The organism is Hyalangium gracile (assembly GCF_020103725.1).
Lineage (GTDB): Bacteria > Myxococcota > Myxococcia > Myxococcales > Myxococcaceae > Hyalangium > Hyalangium gracile.
The window spans coordinates 251,193-273,132 of record NZ_JAHXBG010000003.1; the positions used below are offsets into that span (position 1 = coordinate 251,193).

The 21,940-nt window shown below is 70.1% G+C and carries 17 protein-coding genes; 8 read left to right on the forward strand and 9 right to left on the reverse strand.

Annotated elements, in window-relative coordinates; all coding sequences use genetic code 11:
• Positions 1–12: 12 nt before the first annotated feature.
• On the forward strand, positions 13–1,026 hold the full coding sequence (locus KY572_RS07715) for a glycosyltransferase (protein ID WP_224241815.1): 1,014 nt from the start codon (positions 13–15) through the stop codon (positions 1,024–1,026).
• Here KY572_RS07715 and KY572_RS07720 read toward each other — a convergent pair.
• Positions 977–1,951, reverse strand: a complete 975-nt coding sequence (locus KY572_RS07720) for an RluA family pseudouridine synthase (RefSeq protein ID WP_224241817.1) — start codon at positions 1,949–1,951, stop codon at positions 977–979. The two genes, KY572_RS07715 and KY572_RS07720, sit on opposite strands and share 50 nt — an antisense overlap.
• A 75-nt stretch (positions 1,952–2,026) precedes the next feature.
• On the opposite strand from KY572_RS07720, the gene KY572_RS07725 reads away from it, so the two are divergent.
• Complete coding sequence (locus KY572_RS07725; RefSeq protein WP_224241819.1) at positions 2,027–3,547, forward strand: peptidase M3; 1,521 nt, start codon at positions 2,027–2,029, stop codon at positions 3,545–3,547.
• Between the two features lie 14 nt (positions 3,548–3,561).
• Here KY572_RS07725 and KY572_RS07730 read toward each other — a convergent pair whose 3' ends face one another.
• The 3 genes from KY572_RS07730 to KY572_RS07740 all read right to left on the reverse strand — a co-directional run bounded on the left by KY572_RS07730 (position 3,562) and on the right by KY572_RS07740 (position 5,770).
• Positions 3,562–3,903, reverse strand: coding sequence for a hypothetical protein (locus KY572_RS07730; RefSeq protein ID WP_224241821.1), 342 nt, complete (start codon positions 3,901–3,903; stop codon positions 3,562–3,564).
• A gap of 149 nt (positions 3,904–4,052) precedes the next feature.
• The gene (locus KY572_RS07735) at positions 4,053–4,583 is read right to left on the reverse strand and encodes a hypothetical protein (RefSeq protein ID WP_224241823.1); all 531 of its coding nucleotides are present in this window, start codon (positions 4,581–4,583) and stop codon (positions 4,053–4,055) included.
• Between the two features lie 164 nt (positions 4,584–4,747).
• Complete coding sequence (locus KY572_RS07740) at positions 4,748–5,770, reverse strand: hypothetical protein (protein WP_224241825.1); 1,023 nt, start codon at positions 5,768–5,770, stop codon at positions 4,748–4,750.
• A 101-nt stretch (positions 5,771–5,871) separates the two neighbouring features.
• Here KY572_RS07740 and KY572_RS07745 point away from each other — a divergent pair, with 101 nt between their 5' ends.
• Positions 5,872–6,708, forward strand: coding sequence for a DUF2058 family protein (locus KY572_RS07745; protein ID WP_224241827.1), 837 nt, complete (start codon positions 5,872–5,874; stop codon positions 6,706–6,708).
• Positions 6,709–7,461: 753 nt separating this feature from the next.
• Here KY572_RS07745 and KY572_RS07750 read toward each other — a convergent pair.
• Positions 7,462–8,643 carry an acyl-CoA dehydrogenase family protein gene (locus KY572_RS07750; protein WP_224241829.1) on the reverse strand — a complete coding sequence of 394 codons (1,182 nt, stop codon included), beginning with the start codon at positions 8,641–8,643 and terminating at the stop codon, positions 7,462–7,464.
• Between the two features lie 99 nt (positions 8,644–8,742).
• Here KY572_RS07750 and KY572_RS07755 point away from each other — a divergent pair, with 99 nt between their 5' ends.
• The 3 genes from KY572_RS07755 (at position 8,743) to KY572_RS07765 (ending at position 12,105) form a co-directional block, all read left to right on the forward strand.
• The gene (locus KY572_RS07755) at positions 8,743–9,507 is read left to right on the forward strand and encodes an SDR family NAD(P)-dependent oxidoreductase (RefSeq protein ID WP_224241831.1); all 765 of its coding nucleotides are present in this window, start codon (positions 8,743–8,745) and stop codon (positions 9,505–9,507) included.
• Positions 9,508–9,628: 121 nt separating this feature from the next.
• On the forward strand, positions 9,629–11,401 hold the full coding sequence (locus KY572_RS07760; RefSeq protein WP_224241833.1) for an outer membrane protein assembly factor BamB family protein: 1,773 nt from the start codon (positions 9,629–9,631) through the stop codon (positions 11,399–11,401).
• 110 nt (positions 11,402–11,511) lie between these two features.
• Positions 11,512–12,105, forward strand: a complete 594-nt coding sequence (locus KY572_RS07765; protein ID WP_224241835.1) for a beta-sandwich domain-containing protein — start codon at positions 11,512–11,514, stop codon at positions 12,103–12,105.
• Between the two features lie 22 nt (positions 12,106–12,127).
• Here the strand turns inward: KY572_RS07765 and KY572_RS07770 are convergent, their stop codons facing one another.
• Complete coding sequence (locus KY572_RS07770) at positions 12,128–13,960, reverse strand: methyl-accepting chemotaxis protein (protein ID WP_224241836.1); 1,833 nt, start codon at positions 13,958–13,960, stop codon at positions 12,128–12,130.
• Between the two features lie 274 nt (positions 13,961–14,234).
• On the opposite strand from KY572_RS07770, the gene KY572_RS07775 reads away from it, so the two are divergent.
• Complete coding sequence (locus tag KY572_RS07775) at positions 14,235–17,573, forward strand: hypothetical protein (RefSeq protein WP_224241839.1); 3,339 nt, start codon at positions 14,235–14,237, stop codon at positions 17,571–17,573.
• Between the two features lie 272 nt (positions 17,574–17,845).
• On the opposite strand, the gene KY572_RS07780 is transcribed toward KY572_RS07775, so the two are convergent.
• Entirely contained in the window at positions 17,846–18,361 is a 516-nt protein-coding gene (locus KY572_RS07780; RefSeq protein WP_224241841.1) for a hypothetical protein, read from the reverse strand.
• A gap of 973 nt (positions 18,362–19,334) precedes the next feature.
• On the reverse strand, positions 19,335–20,120 hold the full coding sequence (locus KY572_RS07785; protein ID WP_224241842.1) for an alpha/beta fold hydrolase: 786 nt from the start codon (positions 20,118–20,120) through the stop codon (positions 19,335–19,337).
• Between the two features lie 156 nt (positions 20,121–20,276).
• Here KY572_RS07785 and KY572_RS07790 point away from each other — a divergent pair, with 156 nt between their 5' ends.
• Positions 20,277–20,768, forward strand: a complete 492-nt coding sequence (locus KY572_RS07790; RefSeq protein WP_224241845.1) for a helix-turn-helix transcriptional regulator — start codon at positions 20,277–20,279, stop codon at positions 20,766–20,768.
• Positions 20,769–20,777: 9 nt separating this feature from the next.
• Here the strand turns inward: KY572_RS07790 and KY572_RS07795 are convergent, their stop codons facing one another.
• The gene (locus KY572_RS07795; RefSeq protein ID WP_224241847.1) at positions 20,778–21,872 is read right to left on the reverse strand and encodes a cyclase family protein; all 1,095 of its coding nucleotides are present in this window, start codon (positions 21,870–21,872) and stop codon (positions 20,778–20,780) included.
• Between the last annotated feature and the right edge of the window lie 68 nt (positions 21,873–21,940).

A 21,940-nucleotide genomic window follows, 5' to 3' on the forward strand; every position in this document is an offset into this window, starting at 1 on the left:
AGTCTACACACGATGCCCCCTCCGGTCGTCACTGTCCTCCTTCCCGCCCGCAACTCGGCGCCCACGGTCGCCCGAGCCGTGGAAAGCCTGCTCGTTGGCACGCTGAGTGACATCCGGGTCCTCGCGGTGGATGACGGCTCCACGGATGACACACGCGGCGTGCTCCAGGGGCTGGCGGCTCGGGACACCCGGGTGGAGGTGCTCGACGGCGGAGGCCGAGGGCTGGTGGCCGCGCTCCAGCTCGCGCTCTCCCAAGCCACATCCCCCTACGTGGCCCGCATGGACGCGGATGACGAGGCCCTGCCTCGCCGGCTGGAGGCCAGCGTGGCGGCCTTGGAGGCGGACTCCCACCTGGCGGGAGTGGGCACGGCCGTGGAGCTCTTCCGGGAGGACCAGCCGGTGAGCCCCTCGCTGCAAGCGTACGCGGCGTGGCTCAACGGGCTCACCACGGCCGAGGCCCTCTTCCGCGAGCGCTTCATCGAGAGTCCGCTGTGCCACCCCTCGGTGTGCCTGCGGCGAGAGGCGCTCCTGGCCAGCGGAGGATGGGAGCACGGCAACTTTCCCGAGGACTACGCGCTGTGGCTCAAGCTGCTACACGCCGGACATGGCCTGAGGAACCTGCCCGAGGTGCTGCTGCGCTGGCGGGACAGCTCGGGGCGGCTGACGCGGACGGACCCGCGGTACGACGTGCGGCGCTTCACGTGGGTGAAGGCGCGATACCTGGCGCTCGGTCCCCTGGCTGGCGGGCGGTCGTGCACGGTGTGGGGCGCGGGGCCCAGCGGGCTGACCCTCACCCGGTTCCTGCGAGAGGAGGGCGTGGCCGTGCAGCGCCTCGTCGACGTGCACCCGCGCAAGGTGGGCACCCGCATCGAGGGCATCCCCGTGGTGTCGCCGGAGCAGCTGGGGCCGCCCGCTGGAGAGCTCCTCCTCGTCTGCGTGGGCATCCGCTGGGCCCGAGAGGAGATCCGCGCGGACCTCACCGCCCGCGGCTGGGTGGAGGGCGTGGACTTCCTGTGCGCGGCGTGACGGGGGCAATGGGGCCCTCGGGCACGGGCACGCCGGCCTCGGTGAAGAAGCGCCGCAGGTCCTCGGGCACCGGAGCCTCGAGGCGCAGAGGCTCGCCGGTGCGCGGGTGTGCCAGCTCCAGCGCCTGCGCGTGCAGCAGGCAGCGCGGCGCGGGAATCCCCCCGGCCTGAGAGGCCCCTCCGTAGCGCGCATCTCCCAGGATGGGCCTGCCCAGCGCCGTGAGGTGCGCGCGCAGCTGGTGCGTGCGCCCGGTCCGAGGCAGCAGCTCCACCAGGCAGAACGCCTCGCCCGCGTACAGGGTCCGGAAGTCGGTGTACGCGGGCACTCCGTTGGCGGCATGGCTCGCGCGCCAGCGCCCGGGACGTGACGGGTCCCTCGACAGCGGGAGCTCCACCGTGCCCGACTCGGGGAGCCCCGGGCCGGTGGCCGCCACGTAGCGCTTGCGGGCATGGCCCTCGCGGAACTCCGCCGCCAGCGCCGTCGTCGCCTGGGGCGTCTTGCCGAAGACGGTGACGCCCGACGTCTCCCGGTCCAGCCGGTGCACGAGCCCCGCGGGCCGCCCCAGCTTCTGGCTCACCCGGTCCACCAGGCTCTCGCCGACGCGCCCTTCCGTGGGCTGCGCGGTGATGCCCGCGGGCTTGTCCACCGCGACGAGCTCCTCATCCTCGAACAGGATGCCGAGCGCCGGAGGCGGAGCCGGGGCCGCGAGCGAGCTGCGCCCCGCCTCCTCCAGCACCACCGCGACCACCTGCCCCGCGCGCAGGCGGGCATCGGCCTCCCGGCAGCGCCGCCCCGCGAGGTACACGGCGCCCGTCTCCACGAGGCCTCGGGCCACCTCCACGGTCATCCCGAGCTGGGCGGCCACGGCCTCCACCACGGAGAGCCCCACCAGCACGCCCTCGACCTGAAAGGTTCTGCGCTTCACGGGTGGCCCTCCGAGCGGCACTCCATGCCCTGCAAACCCTTCCATGTCGACCGCTTCCTGCATAGGGTGCCCGCCATGGACCGTCCCGTGCACTCCGTTCGCGCGAGGCTGGACGACTTCCTCGCCGAGCTGGCAACCCTGCACTACCGCCACGGCGCAGGACTCTCGACAGACCTGCCCGTCAGCGCGCTCCACGCCAGCTTCCCCGAGGTCTCCGACCCCGACACCTTCTCCGCCGCCACCGAGGCCCTGGAGAAGGCCCGAGCCAAGAATGATGTGCTCGCCGTGCGCCGCCTCCAGCTGCTGCGAGAGCTGGTCGCCGGCCAGGTGGAAGAGGCGCTCGCCGCGCGCGACGTCGAGGCCGTCGCGAAGCTCGAGGCCCAGGCCCGCCTGCCCGTGGATGACCAGACCCTCTCCTTCGGCGAGGTGCTGAGCCAGCTTCCCCAGGAGACGCAGCGAGGCCGCCGCGCCCTGCTGGAACGGGCCGTGGGCAACTTCCTGTGGGGCGAGCGCGGCCGCTATGGCGCACGGCGCGAGGCGGCGCTGCGGACCGCCGAGCGGCTGGGAGCCAGGAGCTACCCGCTGCTGCGAGACGACGTGTCCGGCATCGCCCACGACAAGCTCGTCGAGGCGGCGGAGGAGACGCTCCGGCGCACCGAGGACGCGTACCGCGACGTGCTCGGCTACGTGCTGCGCAAGCTGGAGCCCACCCTGCGCCCGCTGCCCGGCGGGGACGCGCGCCGGCATGATCTCCAGGCCGCGCTCCAGTCCCCGTGGATGGACAGCTTCTTCCGGCGCGAGGACTTGATGCCCGCCGTGACGCGCTGGCTGAACGAGTGGAACCTCCCGCCCGCCGCCAACGGCCGCATCCGCATCGATGACGAGCCGCGGTCCGGCAAGGCCCGTCGCCCCTTCGTCGCCGCGGTGCGCGTCCCGAGCGAGGTGCGCCTGGTGATCCACCTGGAGGGCGGCATGGACAGGCTCGGGGGGCTGCTCCACGAGTTCGGCCACGCTCAGCACCTGGCCCACATCTCGGAGACGGCGCCGGTGGAGCTGCGCCGGCTGGGAGATGCCTCGGTGACGGAGGCCTACGCCGCGCTCACCGAGCGGCTCCTGCTCTGCCCCGAGTGGCTCAAGCGCTACCTCCACCTGCCGAGCACTCCGGCGCGGGACACCGTGCGACTGGCGGCCTTCCAGGCCCTGGCGGTGATGCGGCGCCACTGCGCGAAGCTCTCCTACGAGCTGTCGCTCACCACGCGCGGCGCCTCGGAGGAGCGAGCCGAGGAGTACGTGGCGGGCCAGCGACGCGCGCTCTTCGTGGAGCCGCACCCGGGCTTCTTCCTGTTCGACGTGGATCCCCAGCTGTACTCGGCGCGCTACCTGCGCGCGTGGGCGCTGGAGACGCGCCTCACGGCCCGGTTGATGGAGCGCTTCAACGAGGACTTCTGGCGCAACCCCTCCGCCAGCGCCTGGCTGAAGGGGCTGTTCTCCCGCGGAGGTACGGACGACGCGGAGGCACTCTCCACGGAGGTGTCTGGCGCAGCCCTCTCCCTGCCCGAGGCGGGAGCCCGCCTCGTGGCCATACTCAATGGGTAGGAGCTGGCGGCCGGCTACTTCTTCTTGCGCAGCGCGCGGACGATCTTGTCCTTGGCGGGGTTGCCCGAGGACTCGGCGGCGCGAGCGGCGGCGACCTTGGGCTTGCTGCCCGACTTCGTCTGACCGGTGCGCTCACGCATGGCCTTCATCAGCTGCATCTCGATGACGAGCAGCTCGTCGGCCAGCTCCTCGTTGTTGCCCGCCGCACGGGGGAGCGGAGCCTTGGTGCTCGGAGCGCCAGCGCCGTGACGCATGCGCAGCACCTTCTCCTCCTCGGACGTCAGGGTGCGCGTCTTCTCCAGCGCCGCCTTGACCTCCTTCGTCGTCACCGTGCTACTACCAACCTTGCGCTCCATCTCCGCTCCCTTGAAATGGCGCCATCTGAACACCTGAGCATGTCAGACGCGTCTGGGCCGCAACCAGTGGGGATTCTAGAAGACGCAAGAGGTCGGTCAAATTTTCTTCCAACAGGGTGATCCCCGTCTGTAGCAGGCCAACGCTTGGCCTACATGCGGAAGCCCACCCCAACGAAGGCCGATCCCAGCTCCTGGCGCTCCCCGGACAGCGGGTCCCCCTGGGTGGAAAAGCTCTGATATCGCGCCTCGGTGGAGAGGAAAAATCCCTGGCCGAGCTCCACCCCCACCCCGCCGCTCAGCTCCGCTCCCACCAGCATGTTGGAGGAGGCCATGGCCTGGTAGGCCACCGACTGCAGGTGGGGGACCAGGAGGCTGGCGCCCAGGCCCACGAAGGGCCGGATGGTCGAGTCCCTCAGGGGGGTGAAGCGCACCGCCACGGGCGTGGCCGTGGTGAGGAACTGGCTGGAGGCCACATGCCCGCCCACCTCGGCCAGCGCGTCCGCATGCCGGTAGGACCAGCCCACCTCGGCGGCGTACCCCGCCACGCGACCCTTGGGGGTGCCCGTGAGCAGGAAGGCCCCCACGGGGGCCACGGTGAACCCCAGGCTCTGGCTGGAGGCCCAGGCCGGGGAAGTCACCAGACTTGGAATCAGCAGCACGAGCAGCACGAGGCGGCGCATGGCTCCTGGGCAGAGCAAGCCCAAGGCCAGTCAGCACCGCCCGGATTTCAAGGACTTACAGACGCTCACGGGCTTGCGCGGTCCGCGGCTCGGACACGCCGGTCACAGCAGGCAGCCGAGCCACCCTATCAGGTAGGGCCCGGCGGCGCGCACCTCTCCCTACACTACCCCTCGTCCTCCGGGTCCGTCTCGCCGGGAGTGCCCGCGTCGGCGCCCGTCTTGGCGCGCGGGATGCCGAAGCGGTCGAGGGCGTCGGCGATGCCCTCGGGCTTGTCGGCGTCGGGGAGGAACTTCTCGGGCGGCTGCAGCTGGGGGTCCTGGCCGATGCCGGTGAGGGCGGACTCCAGGGACATGCGCAGGTCGGCGGCCTCGGGCGTCTTGTCGGCGGGCACCGTGAGGTGGCCATCCAGGCGCGTCTTGAGGACGACGGAGGTGGCGGCGTCCACCAGCACCTCGCCGTCCAGGCTCTTGGGCACGCGGTGCTCGAAGAAGGCCAGGCGGCGCTGGGTCGTCTCATCGCGCCCGTTCTTGGGCTCGAGCAGCGCGGGCAGCTGCTTGGGGGCGGAGGCGTCCACCTTGTCGCCCAGCTTCACCTGGTAGCGCCACGCGGTGCGGCCCTCATAGGTGATGGTGCCCTGGGGCTCGAGCAGCATGCGGCCCTGGAAGAGCGCGTCCATGTCTCGCAGGGCGCCAGTGAGCTCCGCGCGGGTGCGCTCGGCCATGCCGCGGTCTCGCAGACGCTGGCGGAAGGTGCTGTAGCGGTTGCGGGCGTACACCTTTCCTCCCACCCGCATCACCTCGAGGCCCTGGTCCCGACTGTTGTCCAGCTGACCATGGAAGTCGCCGCTGACGCCGCCCGGGCCGGCGCGCAGGGTGCGCGTCTCGGACAGGCGCACCGGCGGGGCCTCCTTGGTGGTCCACTCGAAGTCCACCTTGGCCTTGTAGGTGTGGGGCCCCAGGCGCTCGGTGACTTCAGCGGCCTCCATGCCGAGGATGCGGCGGGCGACGCGGGGGTTGTCGGCCACGTCCTCCGGAGGGAGCTTCTCGGCGGCCGAGGCCACCACCTTGGGAGGATCCTCGGGCGAGAAGATGCGGGCCTTGGCCGCCTTGTCGACGGGATCCGAGGTACAGGCCGCGGCGGTGAGCGCCAGGGCGGCAATGAATGTGGACCTCACGAGACGGCTCACAGATCCTCCGACATAAGGGCAGCGCAAGTTATGTGGCGCATACAGAGGCGGCAAGCGCCCCTTGCGCTCGGCTGTGCAAGGGATAGAACCCCGAACTCATCATGCAGAACCTGCGCGACAAACTCCTGAAGGCAGGCCTCGTATCCGAGGACCAGGCCAAAAAGTCAGAGACGAGCGCTCCGGCCCCCCGCCGCTCGCCCCCTGCCCAGACACCGCGACAGGAGGCCAGCGCGCCTCGGAGGGACGACCGCCCGCCTCGGCGGGATGACCGTCCTCCTCGGAGGGATGACCGCCCGCCCCGGCGGGATGATCGTCCCCCACGCCGCGATGATCGTCCACCGCACCGCGAGGGAGGCGGTGGCGGTCGCCCGCAGCACGGCCGGCCTGCCGCCACCGCGGCCGAGCGACCGATCCCCAAGCTGCCGCCGCTGCCGGGCTCCAAGGAGTACCAGCGCATCGAGTCGAAGAAGCAGCTCGAGCTGGACCGGGCGCTGCGCGAGCTGGTGATGGGCGCGCAGGTGCCGAGCGAGCCGGGCGAGACGGCCTTCTACTTCATGACGCGCAAGGGGCGGTTGCGCCGGCTGGAGCTGAGCCAGGCGCAGGCCAAGCAGCTCGAGGACGGGGCGCTCGGGGTGGTGGAGCGGCCCGAGCCCGCGCAGATCGAGCACGCGCTGGTGCCGGCGGCGACGGCTGAGCAGATGTTCGCGCTCTCGAAGAAGGCGGTGCGGTTCCTCAATCGCAAGGAGAACCCCATCGGCTTCATGAGCGACGACGACGTGAAGACGCAGCAGGCGGCCGAGGCCGCGGGCACGGCGCCGGAGATTGCCGACGAGCCCGAGGCCGACGAGGGCGCTGCGGCGGGCACGACCGAGTCCGCCGCCCCCACCACCGAGGGTGGCACGCCCGAGGGTGGCGGCACCGAGCCTCAGGCGCAGTAGCCCCCGCTGCACCATGCACGTCGTCGTGTGGCGTGTCCCGTGAAGAGCGCACGGGGCACCACTACGCCGCGATAGCGCTGGGCGCATCAGCGTGAAGGGATTCGCTTCTAGCGAGCATCAGAAATCACCTCGGAGAAGCCACGGACAGGCGTCAGCGGTCGAGATGGGGAACGTCCCTATGGGGCTCACCTCGTCACCCGACGACACAACCCTCTTCTATGAGGAGAGAAAGCCTGCCATGCCCGTACGTCCCGAGAACTTCTATCCTGGACTCGTCCTCCACCTAGCTCCAGCGGTGATGCTGGAATCCCCGTTGACGGACGTTTCCAATGGAAGGGAGTCAGGCGTCCGCCACAGCCACTTCTTCATCCACCTGGGGCGCTCATCTGACGGGCGTGGTATCTGGGTACCCGCCTACACAAGCGCTGGTCCAGGTCGTATCCAGGTACCTACGTCCGAGAAAAACGGTCACCCGAAGTGGGCCGCCGGTACGACCTACTGCCACAAGACCCAGTACTGGCAGGTGTCGGATGAAGTCGTGGACCGTGCCCAGGTATACGACCTGAGTTCAGATGCCTGCCCCAACACGGTCTCCGAGTTCCAGGTCCGAGAGTTGCTGACGCTCTTCCGCCTTCTGGCCCCATCTCACGAGAAAAACCAGAGCACCGGAGCCCCTCTCTAGGACCGACCTCAAGAATCCGAACCATCGGGGCTGGTGCAAGAACGCAGCTTGCACCACCCCGGCTCGACTGCTCAGTTGAACGCGTCGATGCCGGTGATGGCCTTGCCCAGCACGAGCGTGTGCACCTCGTGGGTGCCTTCGTAGGTGAAGACGCTCTCCAGGTTGAGCATGTGGCGCACCGGCGGGTACGCGTCCGAGATGCCGTTGGCCCCGTAGATGCTCCGCGCCGAGCGGGCAATCTCCAGCGCCGCCTTCACGTTGTTGCGCTTGGCCAGGCTCACCATCACCGGCGTCACCTTGCCCTCGTCCTTGAGGCGCGCCAGGCGCAGGCCCAGCAGCTGCGCCTTGACGATCTCCTGGAGCATGTCCGCCAGCTTCTCCTGCGTGAGCTGGTAGCCGGCGATGGACTTGCCGTCGAACTGCGCTCGCGACAGCGCGTACTCGCGAGCACCCTCGAAGCACGCGATCGCCGCGCCCGTCACCGCGAAGGCGATGCCCAACCGCGCGTTGTTCAGGCAGGACAGCGGCCCCTTCAGCCCCGTCACCTTCGGCAGCACGTTGCGGTCCGGCACGCGCACGTCCTGGAAGGACAGCTCGCTCGTCACCGAGGCGCGCAGCGAGAACTTCCCGGGAATCTCCCGCGCCGTGAAGCCCGGCATCCCCTTCTCCACCAGGAAGCCGCGCACCGACTCGGCGCCGCCCTCCTCCGTCTTCGCCCACACCACCGCCACGTCGGCGATGGCGCCGTTCGTAATCCACGCCTTGGTGCCGTTGAGCACCCACGTGTCCCCGTCCTTGCGCGCCCGCGTCCGCATGCCGCCCGGGTTCGAGCCGAAGTCCGGCTCGGTGAGGCCGAAGCACCCGATGAGGCGGCCCTGCGCCATGCCCGGCAGGAAGCGCTGCTTCTGCTCCTCGCTGCCGTAGGCGTGGATGGGGAACATGCACAGCGAGCCCTGCACCGACGCGAACGAGCGCAGCCCCGAGTCCCCTCGCTCCAGCTCCTGCAGGATGAGGCCGTAGCTGACGGTGTTCATGCCCGCGCAGCCGTAGCCCTGGAGGTTGGCGCCCAGCACGCCCATCTCCGCCAGCCCGGGCACCAGGTGCGCGGGGAATGTGCCGTCGCGGAAGTGCTGGCCGATGATGGGCAGCACCTCCTTGTCCACGAAGCGGGCCACCGTGTCGCGGGCGGCCTTCTCCTCGTCCGTCAGCAGCTGGTCGATGAGGAGCAGGTCGGTGATCTCCGCGCGCGGCATGGCTCTTCCTCGGGGTGACAGGGGTGCGCGGCTTGTAATCCCCGCTCCCATGCCAGTCAAACCACCTGCCCCGCGCTTCCCCGGCTATCCTGCCGCGCCATGACGACTCCTACGAAGATGGCGGTGGTGACGGGCGCCAGCCGCGGCATCGGCCGCGCGGTGGCGCTGGGCTTCATCAAGGAGGGCTACACCGTGTGGGCCATGGCCCGCTCGGCGGAGGCCCTCGAGGGGCTGCGGCGCGAGGCCGGCGAGGCCCTGCGCCCCGTCACCCTGGACGTGACGGACGAGGCGGCGCTGGTGGCCGCGTGCCGCACCGTGCTCCAGGCCGGCACACCGCGCGTGCTGGTGAACAACGCGGGCATCTCCATCTCCGCGCCGCTGACGAAGACGCGCACCGAGGACATGGCCCGGCTCATGGCCATCAACGTCACGGCGCCCTACCTCTTCTGCCGCGAGCTCATCCCCGCGATGGCCACGGCCGGCGGCGGGCGCGTCATCAACATCGGCTCGGTCGCCTCGGTGCGCGGCGTGCCGTACACGTCCGCCTACTGCGCCTCGAAGCATGCGCTGCTGGGCATCACCCGCTCGCTCGCCGTGGAGTACGCGCGCAAGGGCGTGACGGTGAACCAAGTGAACCCGGGCTGGGTGGACACGGACATGCTCAGCCAGGCGGTGGGCACCATCAGCAAGACCACGGGCCGCTCGGAGCAGCAGGCGCGCGAGACGCTCGCCGCCATGAACGCCACGGGCCGCGTCATCCGCCCCGAGGAGGTCGCCGCGACGTGCCTCTTCCTGGCCTCGGACGCGGCCGAGGGCATCACCGGCGCGGCGATCCCGCTGGCCGGCGGCGACATCTCCGGCTGAGTCCGGTCGACTGCCGAGACGGCAACCTCGACCCGGGGACGTTGCGGCGGGAAGAATCGGTGCCCAGCCTCCCGCCTCAACTCGAGTCGGGAGGTTCCTCGTGAGGTGGTCGTGGAGTGTGGTGGCCGGACTCTGTGTGATCTCGGGCTGTGGAGTAGAGAACGATCCCGAGACAGCCTGGGCCGGCCTGAGGAGCGAGCCATCCGCTCGGGTGCCCGCCAACATCGTCGTGGAACCAGGCGCGGTGGTGTTCCCGCGCACCACCGTCGGCGTACCGGTGACAACCTCCGTGCGCCTCCGCAATGACGGGGAGAGCATCACGCAGGTCCTCCTGGGCATCCCGGAGCCCTTCACCGTCGCGCTCACGTCGCTGAACCTGCCTCCCGGCGCGGAGCAGGCGGTCGACTTGCGCCTGGAGCCCGCGCAACCCGGCACCGCGGGAGCCGTCCTCCTGGTACAGGCGGAGGGTCGCCGCATCGAGCTCACCGTGCGTGGCGAGGTGGATCCGGCGCCCACCGGCGGCTCCGAGGACGACTCGAGCGGGCAGCTCGCCACGTCCACCTGCTCCGGCCCGGATGGCACCGCCCGGCAGGCCTGGTCCTACGTGCCGCCGCAAGACCAGGCGCTCGAGTTCACCGGCGCGGTGGACGCGCAGGGCCACCTCTACGCGACGGAGTGCCCGCGCTTCTGGGACACGGCCGAGGACGGCCCCATCGAGCTGCGCACCTGCCACCTGCTCTCGCTCGATCGGGACGGACAAGTGCGCTACCGGCGGCCCCTGTCGGGCAGCGAGTACGTGCGCGTGGACCTCATCGACGGTGAACACCTCTATGGCACCTTCGAGCGGACCTCTCCCCGGGTGACTTCACTGGCCGCCGCCAATGGGAGCGTGCGCTGGTCCACGCCGCTCTTCCCGCTGATGGACGCGGGGTGCCGGTGGGCCTACGTCTCCGCGCCCGTGCTCGCGCGGCCCAACGTGGTCGTCGCCGTGTACGCCCTCGGCGAGAACGTCACGTGCAACGCGCTGGTGGCCCTGAACGCGGACACCGGAGCGCTGGCGTGGAAGGTGAGCGCGGACTCGCACTTCTCCCAGCCCATCGCAGACAGCCGAGGCAACCTCTATACGAGCCACTACGATCGGGCCCGGGACCGCTCGAAGCTGCTCTCGTACACGGCCGCCGGAGCCGTGCGCTGGCAGGCCGAGCGCACCGGCGAGCGCGCACCCGTGGCCGTCAATGGCGGCGCGCTCACGCTGTCGAGCGAGGAGCTCGCCGATCCGGACACCGGCGCCTTCCGGGCCACGCTGGCCATCGCCGACATCCCCCGGTGGAGCCCCGAGGGAGCGCTCCCCTTCGGCCCCTCCCCGTACGCCGACGTGGCGCTGGGCGCGCGGGGCCTGCTCGCCGTGCCCGAGGGGCGCTGCACCGGAGCCACCTGCCCCACCGCGCCGCACGTGAGCGAGCGCTTCTTCTACGGGCTGGACGCCACGAGCGGCACGCTGCGCTGGACCGTGCCCATCGGCGGGTTCCCGTCGGCGCCCCTGCTCACCGCGCGAGACTCGCTGCTGCTGGTGGACCGGCCCGTGCCGGAGGACTGCGAGTTCGGCTGCCAGGGAGATGACTCCTACTTCGATTCCTACCTGCACGAGTTCTCCCTCGATGGTCGGGAGCAGGTGGCGTGCAGGCTCCAGGGCCAGGCGCCCTTCATCACGCCTCCGGCGCTCCACCAGGGCCGGCTGTTCCTGGGCGCGTGGCTCAACTGGGACATCAGCAACGAAGCGACGCGCGTCCTCGGCCTGCACGCCTATGACTTGAGCTCACCCACGGAGCCCGCCGCCACGGGCTGGGTGACGGAGGGCGGTGGCAACACGCGACAGGGCCGACCGAGCCCCTAGTCCCGGGACGCTTCCCCCTGGCGTCCCAACAGCCGCCGGAGAATCCGGTTTCCGTCAGGCTTCCAATTCCTGCAGGCATTCCGTCTGCAACTCGTGCCACGCTGAATACCGTGAGTGACACGCGCCTCCAGAAGCTGGCCTCCGCCGTTTTCTTCTCCGCCTCCCTGGTGGGGCTGCCCGCGGTCGCGGGGACCGTGAAGGGCAAGGTCCCCGTGGCGGATGCCCAGGAGGCGGAGCGGACGGTCGTCTATATCGAGCACATCCCCGAGGCGAGCCACCCCACGGCCGCGCCCGCGACGGCGAAGGTCTCCCAGAAGGGCGCCCGCTTCTCTCCAGGGGTGATGCCGGTGGTGAAGGGCACCTCGGTGGACTTCACCAACGACGACTACGTCACCCACAACGTCTTCTCCAAGTCCAAGGTGAAGCCGTTCGACCTGGGGCTCTATCCCAAGGAGCAGGCCAAGGTGGTGACGTTCGACCAGCCGGGAACGGTGGAGATCTTCTGCTCCATCCACCCGCGGATGAACGGCGTCGTCCTGGTGCTCCAGAACCCGCACTTCACCAAGCCCTCGGCGGACGGCAGCTTCACGCTGCCCAACGTGCCCGCGGGCGAGTGGAAGCTCCGGGTGTACCGGCCCGGCCTGGACAAGGAGCCCGTCACCGTGAAGGTGCCGGCCAAGGGCACCGTCGAGACGAAGCTCTGACGTCCCCAGCCCGCCGCGCCGGCTACAGCTTGTAGCGGCGCACCAGGGAGGCCACCTCGCGCGAGGCTCCCGTGAGTCGGGACGCCGCCTCCTCGGTGGCCTGCAGGCGCGTGACGGTCTCCTGCGAGAGCGAGGACAGATCCTTCAGCGCGTCGAAGAGCTGGGCGATGCCCGCGTCCTGCCGGGCCACCGTCTCGGCGATCTCCCGGACGACGAGCCCGTTCTCGTGCACCAGGGCGGCCAGCGCGCGCAGGCTGTCGCCGGTGGCCTTCACCTGCGCCAGGCCGCCCTCCACCTCGCGCGCGCCGTTCTCGCTGGTCTCCACCGTGTTGGAGATGGCCACGCGGATGTCCTCGAGGATCTCCTGCACGCGCGCCGTGGCGCCCACGGACAGGTCCGCCAGCGAGCGGATCTCCCGCGCCACCACCGCGAAGCCCTTGCCGTGCTCGCCGCTGCGCGCCGCCTCGATGGCGGCGTTGAGCGCCAGCATGTTGGACTGGTCCGCCAGGTCCTTCACCGTCTGGGTGATGCCGCCGATCTGCGCCGTGCGCTGCTGGAGCTCCTGGCTGGTGTGGGCGATCTGATCCACCTGATCGCGGATGAAGGTGAGCCCGCCCACGCTGCTCTCGATGGCCCGCTCGCCGGCCCGGCCCAGCGAGTCCGCGCGCTCGGCGCCCTTGAGGACGGCCTGGGCGCGCTGGGCGGCGCTCTGCGAGCTGCGCTGCAGCTCCTGCGCCGTCACCTGCGTCTGGTAGAGCGCGGAGGCCTGGCGCGTGGCGGTGCGGTTCTGCGCCGCGGCGTCCGTGGAGAGCTGCCCCGCGGCGTGCTCCAATTCGGCGGCGGAGGCATCCAGCACGAGCAGCACCTCGCGCAGCTGGTCCATCATCCGTCCGAACGAGTTGGCCAGCTCGCCGATCTCGTCGCGCGAGTTCACCTCGAGGCTGCCGCGGAAGTCCCCCTCGGCCACCACGCGCGCGGCCGCGGCGGTGAGCTGTCGCAGCGGCCCCGTCACCCGCCGGACCAGAATGAAGGCCACGGCCCCGGCGACGAGCGCCCCCACGGCGCTGAGAGTGAGCAGGGAGAGCAGCGTCGCGCGGAAGCGGGCGAACTCCCCCTCCGCGCTGCGCGTGAGCACCATCCGCAGGCCGTCGCCCATGTCCAGCCGGATCGCCAGCAGCCGCGGGCCGTTCAGCTCGAGGAAGTCCTGCGAGGCGCTCGCGGTGGGCAGCGCCCGAAGCACCTCCTCGGGGCGGGCCGAGAGCACGCTGCTCGCGAGCACCGTCTGCCCCGTCAGCAGGACGGCCTGCACACCGCTCTGCTCACGCAGGCGCTTGAGCAGGACATCGCCCAGGCGGACGCCCAGGACGAGATAGCCCACGGTCCTGCCGTTGGCCTCCACGGCGTTGAAGACGCTCCAGTAGGGAGTGCCGTCCACCATCAGCAGCCCTCGCTCCTTGCGCGAGAGGAAGGTGGAGACATCCGCGGGCTGGGCCCCGGGCAGACTGCCCGCGCGGACCTTCCCGCTCGGATCCGTGAGCAGCAGCAGGTCCACATCCATCAGTGCGCGCTGCTCGTTGGCGACTCCCTGGAGCGTCTCCCCATCCACCCCTTCACTGGCGAGCAGGGCCCGCAGGGTAGGGCTGTTCACGACACCGTGAGCCACCACGGCGAGCACCCGCCCCTCCTGCTCCAGCAGGTGGCGCCAGCTGGTGATGTCCTGGTCCAGGCTGAGGGAGAGCCGCTCCTCGAGGCTCCTTCGGAGGGACACGGCCACGACCGCCACGCTCCCGAAGGACAGGACCATGACGACGAGCAGGAAGGCCGCGGTCACCCGGGCGGCGAGGCTGAGCTTCATACGCGGCAAAGGGGAGACAGAAAGGGCGGCAAGACAGAAGCCAGCCTAGTCCGAAAGGGTCAGGGCTTGCAGAGGCTGATGTGGCAGGAGTGATCAGAGGAGGGGACACGGCTCGTCGGCAACAGGCTCCGACCCTCCCGGCCCCTGCTCCCCTCCCCCCTGTACCAATGACCAGGGAGGCGCCTCCTCGGCCTGGGGAGGGGATTCCGATGGTTGGAGCCCCCTCTTTCCGTGGCGCTGATCTAGCCTCCCGGCACGACTGCCAGGAGGTGTCATGCAGGTCCCCCCACGCAAGGCGCTGCTCGAGCAACTGGACTCCCTGTCCCATGGAGCGCGCATGGCGCGGGTGGCCGCCCTGGGCGAGGAGGCCCGAGGGACGGCGGCGCTCACGCAGCTGATGGACGAGCTGCTCTCCGGTGAAGCATACGAGGCGAGCCTGGCCCTGCAGATGGCGCGGGCCGCGCGGGAAGAGGCTCCGCTGCTGCGAGCCCTCCACCACCCTTCGTTGATGATCCAGAAGCTGGCCGCGGCGCTGGCGGGCCCCTGCATCCAGGATGACGCCGCGCTGGAGCGCGTCCTGCCCGAGCTGGCCCCGGCCATCCGGCGGCGCGTGCTCAAGAGCGTGGCGCTGGCCGGCCGCGGCGCCCTGGCCGCCCGGCTGCTGCCGCAGATCCTCTCCCGGCACGGCGAGGAGGAGGCCGTCCTGCTCCTGCAGGCCGTGGATGAGGCGACGGTGCGGCGACTGCTGCCGGAGGTGGGCCATACGCTCAGGAGCTGGCGCACGCTCACCTGGCGCTACCCGGACGCGGTGCTCGAGTACTTCCAGGCCCGCTTCGCCGAGGCTCCCGAGCGGCAGCGCGACATGCTCTTCTACATCTATCACGCGCCGCTGGCGGAGCTGACCCACCTGCGCAGCGCCGCGGTGCTCGCCCTGGCGCGCGACTTCTCGCCGCTGGAGACGATGCCGTGGCCCCTGCTCGTGGGGAGCCGCAGGCTCACCCGCCGCCACCCCGAGCAGATCTTCGACCTGCTCACGCGGCCCTCGCTCCGAGGCTGGCTGAGGAACCAGGGCCTGCCGCGGGGCGTGCTGCTGGAGGCGGATGCCTTCACCTCCGAGCAGCAGCACGCGCTGGCCCGGCTCCTCGCGGAGATGCCCCAGCACCTGGGCGCCTTCCTGGCGGCGCTGCCGCCCTCGCGGCGCGCCGCCCTCTTCACCCACGCCTTCGAGGGCATCTCCGCGCGCGACCTGCCCGACTCGCTGCTCTCCGTGCTGCCCCACGCGCAGCGGGACACGGAGGCGGCGCGACGGCTCACGTTCCGGGAGATCCAGGAGAACCGCAACCGGCTGCTGGCCACCCACGCCCTGCGCCTCATCGAGCACGCGCGCGAGCCGCTGACCAAGGCCGCCTTCGCGGCGAAGGCGGAGGATCGCTCCCAGGCGCTCGTCTTCCTGGTGCGAGCCACGGGGCTGTCGCGGCGGGGGATGACGGAGACGCTGACCCACCTCATGCGGCTGCGCAACGAGCAGGACCCGGTGCGCATGGCGGTGCTCAGCGAGCTGGCCAACGTGCCGCTCGCCGCCTTCAGCGCCGAGCACATCCCCTCGCTCACGGAGCTGGTGACGTGCGTGGTGGAGGCGCGGGACTCCTCGTCGACGACACGCGCCGCGCTCCAGCAGCTGGCCTTCCGGCTGATGCAGGGCCACGCCACCGAGCCGGAGGGCCCGCTGTTCCAGTTCTCGCTGGACACGCTGAAGCGCCTGGCGGGACAACGCGGCACGCTCTCGCTGCCATCGCTCGAGAGGGATCTGCCGCGCGGCGCCGAGTTCCGCATCGTCTCCACGCTGCTGCCGATGATCCGCTCGGCCGCCGAGCGCGACAGCCACGCCCTCGCCATCACCCTGGCTCGAGCGCTCGGCAGGCGCGCGTGGCACGTGGACATGCTCCAGGCGATGCTCGAGCCGGCGACGGAGGCTTCGCCGGAGGGCGCGGCGCACATGGCCATCTCGCTGTGGCTCGCGCCCCCACGCACGCGCGACGTCCGGGTGCGCAAGCTGCTGGATCGGGACGAGACGACGGTGACCATCACCCCGGTCTTCCAGCACCTGCACCGGCGCCGCCAGGAGTGGCTGGATCCCTTCCTCCAGGGGCGGAGGCTGCGCGGGCGCTTCAAGACGGGCAAGGCGGGGTGGGTGCCGCCGGCTCGGGACGGCTTTCACCGCTGGCTGCCACGGCAGCAGGAGCAGCTGGTGAAGCTGCTGGTGCTGATTGCCCAGGACGGGCAGCGCAGCGCCTGGGAGCGGATGGCCGTGCTGCACGTGCTGCCTCGGATGCCGGTGGTGACGGTGGACACGCTGGCCCCGTTCCTCACCTCGAAGGACGTGCCCACGGTGGAGGCGGCGCTGGGGGCGCTGGCGTGGCTCGATCGGCCGGAGACGGCGCTGCCGCTGCTGCTGGAGCACCTCGAAGGGGACCGCGCCCGGGTGGCCATGTACGCGGTGCCGCGCGTGGCGCGCCTGGTGAGCGGGGAGACGCTGTCGAAGACGCTGGCGGCGCTGTTCGGGCGCGAGAAGCTGAAGGTGACGGTCCAGAAGGAGGCGGTGCGGCTGCTGGGGACCTACCGCTCCCCGCACAGCATGGCGCTGCTGCGCCAGCAGTGGGAGCGCCCGCAGCTCCACCGGGACGTGCGCATCGCGGTAGGCCATGCGGCGCGACGGCTGCTGGACACGCCGGAGGCGTGGGAGATGCTCGACGCCATGGCGCGCAGCCCGGATGCATACGTGGCCGCGAGCCTGCTGGATCAGCCCACCTTCGTGCTGCGTCCCGAGGTGCGCCCGCGCTATGCGACGCTGGTGCTCCAGGTGGCCCGCCATCCGGAGCTGTCCGTCCGCAAGCAGGCGTGGCTGGCGCTCACCGCCTGGTCTCCCGGCATGGAGGAGGAAGTGGCGCGGGCGGCGTCCGAGCGCGTCCTGGACCTCGCGGGAGGCGCCGAGTGGGGGGAGGCCGGCCGAGCGCTGGTCGAGTCCATCCGGGACGGCCTCGCGGTGGAGCAGGTCATCTCCACGGTGGCGGCGCTCGTCACCCAGCCCGTCACCGAGGCGCAGAACGCCACGCCGGAGCGGGATCTGCCGGCCCGCCAGCGGCTGAGCGGGCTGTGCCAGGCCCTGCTGAACCTGCCGCGCCCGGTGCGCCTGCGCCTGAGGAAGCGGCTGGGGGAGGTGGCGGGCGTCATCGCCACGGATGCCTCCCTCTGGCCGGAGAGCGCGGCGCTGCGGCTGGGAGTCATGGAGTGGAAGGATGCGGGCGTCGCCAGCCAAGCGATCCTCGAGCTGGCGGCGGAGTCGAGAGAGGAGCCCCTCTTCGCCCCGTCCCTGGCGGGCGCGGTGGCCTCGGCCGTGAGCCACCCGAGCGCCGAGTGGGAGCCGGAGACGCTGCTGGAGATCTCCGAGCGCGTGGCGGAAGGAGCGCCGCTCGTCTCCATGGCGCTGGTGCGAGTCGCTGGTGAGCGTCTGCACTGGCGAGAGGATGCGGCCCGGCGGCTCCGCGTGCTGCGCGAGCACTCCCGCCCGGCCATCCGCGCCGCGGCGCGAGCCATCGCCACCGCCGGGGAGTGAGCCCTCAGCGCCACCCCAAGAGTGAACAGCATGGGCAACTGCGTTCTCAGAAAACCCGGACGAGGCTCTGCCCCCGACCTCTTCGACCGGTTAGCTTCGCGTGAGGCTTCACTGAACGACGAGTAACTTTCTGTGTTCTCCCTTCGTGGAGCCACGACACGCGGCAGTAATGCCCTTGGGCCTCGGTGACGAAGCCTTTCTTCGCACCACGCTTCACCCAGCCCAACTTCTTGATCGCAGGCATGCACCTGTCTCCACCTACACCTACACACCTACAAATTGTGAGGATAGCGTGCGAGGACGCGTCCCTCCGGTGAAACTGCATACAGTTCCAGCCAGTCAATAGCGGCATTGAAGCTGGCATCCGCGCGTCCGCACCTATCCACACGGCGATTGATACGAACGATATACATCCCGTCACCTTCACCGACAATCACGTCCATGGCCTTGGGAGAGTATTCGCAACGCCCTGCGTGACCCTTGTCCTCCTTCATGATGCGCGCGAGCAGGTGCTGCATCGCTGCATGCGCGGCAATGACGGCGGGGCCGTCCAACGTCGCCAGTGTCCGCACCTCGGTTGGCCAGCGAATACCATCCACGATGAGCGGCTTACTCGCCACAGTCCCGGCATCTCGCTCCAAGGAACTGGCCGGAGTCGCCCCCATTCCCGCATCAACTGCTGATGAACTTGCGGAGGAAGCGCCGGTTCCGGCATCCGACTGAGCGGCAACGGTTCCTGCGCCCACAAGCAACGTGACGAGCAGGAACGAGCAATGAAGTCTCAGCATAGGGTCATTCCAAGAGAATCGCGACCTAGTACCAATCTGTCAGTTCTGGAGAGCATTCGGGCGGAAGGACATTGCCCGTAAGCATACTGGACGACTGAGGCTTGCAGATGGCCTGAAACTCCCAATGTCGCTTGTCCTCTCTCCACCTGAATACCTCACCCTGTGGATTCCATTTATAGAAGCGCGGTTCGTCGCCACGGCCTGTGGCAAGCCAATGCCAGGCGGGAATCAACAAGCCCTGGCCATCAAGCGCAGGCTGCCCACTGGGAGTTGCTGCATATCCCACGACGACCCAGATTCCTTCTGGCGATCTCATCGCGGGAAACCTTCTCAGGTCCGTACTGCTCGCGAAGAGGCCACAGGTGTGATTATGAGCATAACCGAATACAGGCAGGCCTCTCCCGAAGTCGGCGTCTTCCACACCGCCGAATGGCGGCTTGCACGCTCCTTGCTCCCTCACCAGTTTCCGGATGGGCCACGTCGCACGCCAATCCTGGGGAGTCCTGTAGACCGCGACACAATATTCAGATGCGTCAGGGCGCGGCTGGCCATTCCAGTCACAAGCGTCCGTTGCTCCCGGTAGGGTCATCAGGGCTTTGAGGGTGGCCAAAACCAGATCGTCTGGCACAGCGGCCTGATCCGAGAGGACGGTGGGCACGGCCGGCCATGGCCCAGGCCCCACAACCAGCTCCAACTCGGGCGCGTCCTCGAGTTTGGGTAATTCCGAGGTCACATAGAAGAGCCGAGAACCTGAGCACGCCGTGGCGACCGCGAGTACTGCCAACAAAAGCGGTCTCATCCGAAGCCGTATGGAGTTCATGCCCGTCGATACCAGCCTGGTCAGCTCGACTGTATGGTGCCCCATCGTATGAAAGCCGGTCCCGTATCGTCAAATCCTCCACCCTCTCGATGCAGCCCAAACATGACCCATGTCCGGCCACTGAATCGCCCCTCCCTTTCGCTCTCCGTCTACTCACGCGTGGGCGCGGAGGAACTCGAGCAGGTGCGGGTTGAGCAGCTCGGGGTGGGTGAGACAGACGGCGTGAGCGGCTTCGGGGATGAAGACACAGCCAGCGCTGCCTGGCAGCAGGTGGCTGAGCAGCTCGCCCTGTGACGGAGAGACGGTGGTGTCCTGCGCGCCGTGCACGACCAGCGCGGGGCACCGGATGTCCTTCAGCCGCTTGCTGATGTCATCCCGCTCGTAGAGACAGCGGATGGTGGCCAGCACGTGAGCGCCGGTGAGCACGCGCCAGCGATTGGTCCACGCAGTGAACCGGAAGGGATCTCCCAGGAAGGAGTTGGCGAGGATGTGGAGGATGGGCTCGATGGGCCCCTCGGAGGACCAGATCTTCGCGATGTCCCGATAGATGTCCTGCTGCTGCGCATCCTCCTGGGTGATGCGGGTGCTCATGAGCACCAGCCCCTTGACGCGCTCGGGGTAGCGCAGCGCCACGCGCAGCGCGCAGTGGCTGCCCAGGGACATGCCGCCCACCACGGCCCGCTCGATGCCGAGATGATCCAGCAGGCCGACGCAGTCGTCCGCCGAGTCCCAGAGGCTGAAGGGCTTGCCATCCCAGCGCGTGCGCCCCGTCCCCCGCGAGTCCCAGCGGATGACGCGGAACTCCGGAGCCAGTGCTCGCACCTGGGCCTCGAACATGCGGCTGTCCATGAGGAAGCCATGGCCCAGGATGATGGGACGGCCGGGGCCACCCGAGTCTTCGTAGAAGATGTCTTGTCCGTGAATCGCGGCGATTGGCATGGTGTCTGGAGATCCATGCCTGTCATCGACCGGACAGGGCATACCTCCCCAGGCGTACGACCGGGGCGTACGCCTCGAGTGGTACGGCTCGCTTCGACCCTGCTGCGTACCCTGCCGCTCACTTCAATGACTCGGACGACACACGAGGTGAGCGTAATGAAAGACAAGCGGGCGGCGAGGGTTGCCGCGAGATCCTCGACTCCTCCGCGGCGGACGCGCCGCGAGCGGGGCCACTCCCTTGCGACGGACAGGCAGTGGCAGGAGGAGCGACTCCGGAAGACGCTCGGCAGGGCCGCGCGGCTGGCGAGGATGCGCTCGGGGCTCACCCAGGCGGACGTCGCCGAGAGCATCGGCACGGTGACGGAGGTGTACGGGCGCATGGAGCGCGGCAAGCTGCTCCCCAGCGTGCCGACCCTGCTCCGGCTCTGCGTCGCGCTCCACAGCGGCCCCCATGAGCTGATGGGGTTCGTCCCCATGGGCCCCACGGACAAGGAGCGCCCCTGGGAGGAGCTCCAGGGCTCGGCGGGCCCGCCGAAGACCCCGGAGCTCCAGCGCCTCGTGCGCCGCCTGGGCCACCTCGACCGCTCGGAGATCCGGCTGCTGCTGGCGCTCGTGAGCTCGCTGGCGGCGCGGCGGGTGAAGAAGTGAGGCGAGCGCTCAGGGCGAGGCGGGCGCGCCGATGGCCACCGGGCGCACCTGGGAGACCGACACCCCCTTGAGGCGCAGCGGCAGAAGCATCGTGCAGGAGGTCCACACCTTGTTCGCCGCCAGCTCGGCCAGGTGCACGTTCTCCACGTGGTGGATGCCCGACTGCACCAGGTTCTCGTGGTGGATGGAGAAAGGCAGCCCCGGCGGCGTTCCCGGCGTCGGCGGCACCTTGCCCTCCATCTGCCCCTCCACCATGGGATCCAGGAACGGCGCATCCAGCCCCAGCGCCACGACGGCCTTCTGACCGATGTACTTCGCCGCGTCGTACGAGAGCCCCGGGCCCTGCTTGTAGTACCCCTTGCCGCCCTCCGGGTCCGCCCAGTTCTCCTCCCAGCCGGTGTAGATGTAGAGGACATCGCCCGGCTGCAGCCCGCGCCAGCCCAGCCCCTGCGCCTGGAGCATGCCCTCGATGTCCTTGGCGGTGATGAGCTGGCCGGCCTTCATGGGCTGGCCCTGGCCCAGGAAGCCGCGCGCATCCAGCAGCACCGCCTCGGTGATGATGGGCGGCACCTTCTCCATGCCGAACTTCAGCAGCGGCGAGTCCGGCGTCGGCTTGACGTCCTTCTGCGTGAAGCCGCCGTAGTACTGGACCGCATCCACCGGCAAGGGGCTCTGCGGGTTCCAGGGCTCGGGCAGGATGCCGAAGTGCCCGAAGCCGTCGAACTGGGTGCCCTGGTTGTTCGGGTCCCCTTCCCCGAGCACCTCGCCGTTCACCACCTGCCGGGTGTACGGCAGGGCCGCGGACGGCCGGTACTTGTAGTTCAGCGGCGTGGAGAAGGGAGACGACGGCATGGTGTTCGAGGACACCTGCGCCAGCTCGTACACCTTCGCGTTCGGCGCGTTCATGTGCCAGGCGCACCGCATCCACGTCCCGGGGCCCTGGGTGTTGGCCATGCCCCGCTCGTCTCCGGCCTGCCAGGGCGGCGCCGGCACCTGCGAGCGCGTGCGCTCCACCATCGCCTGCTCGGACTCACGCCCACCGCCCGTCGTCGCGCACGCCGCGGTCAGGCCCAGCCCCGCCACCATCATCAGTGACTTCCTCACGGTCTCCTCCTCGCCGGGGACTCACCCCCGAGCGCCCGTCTTCTAGGCGCTCCATGCCCCCCTCGCCA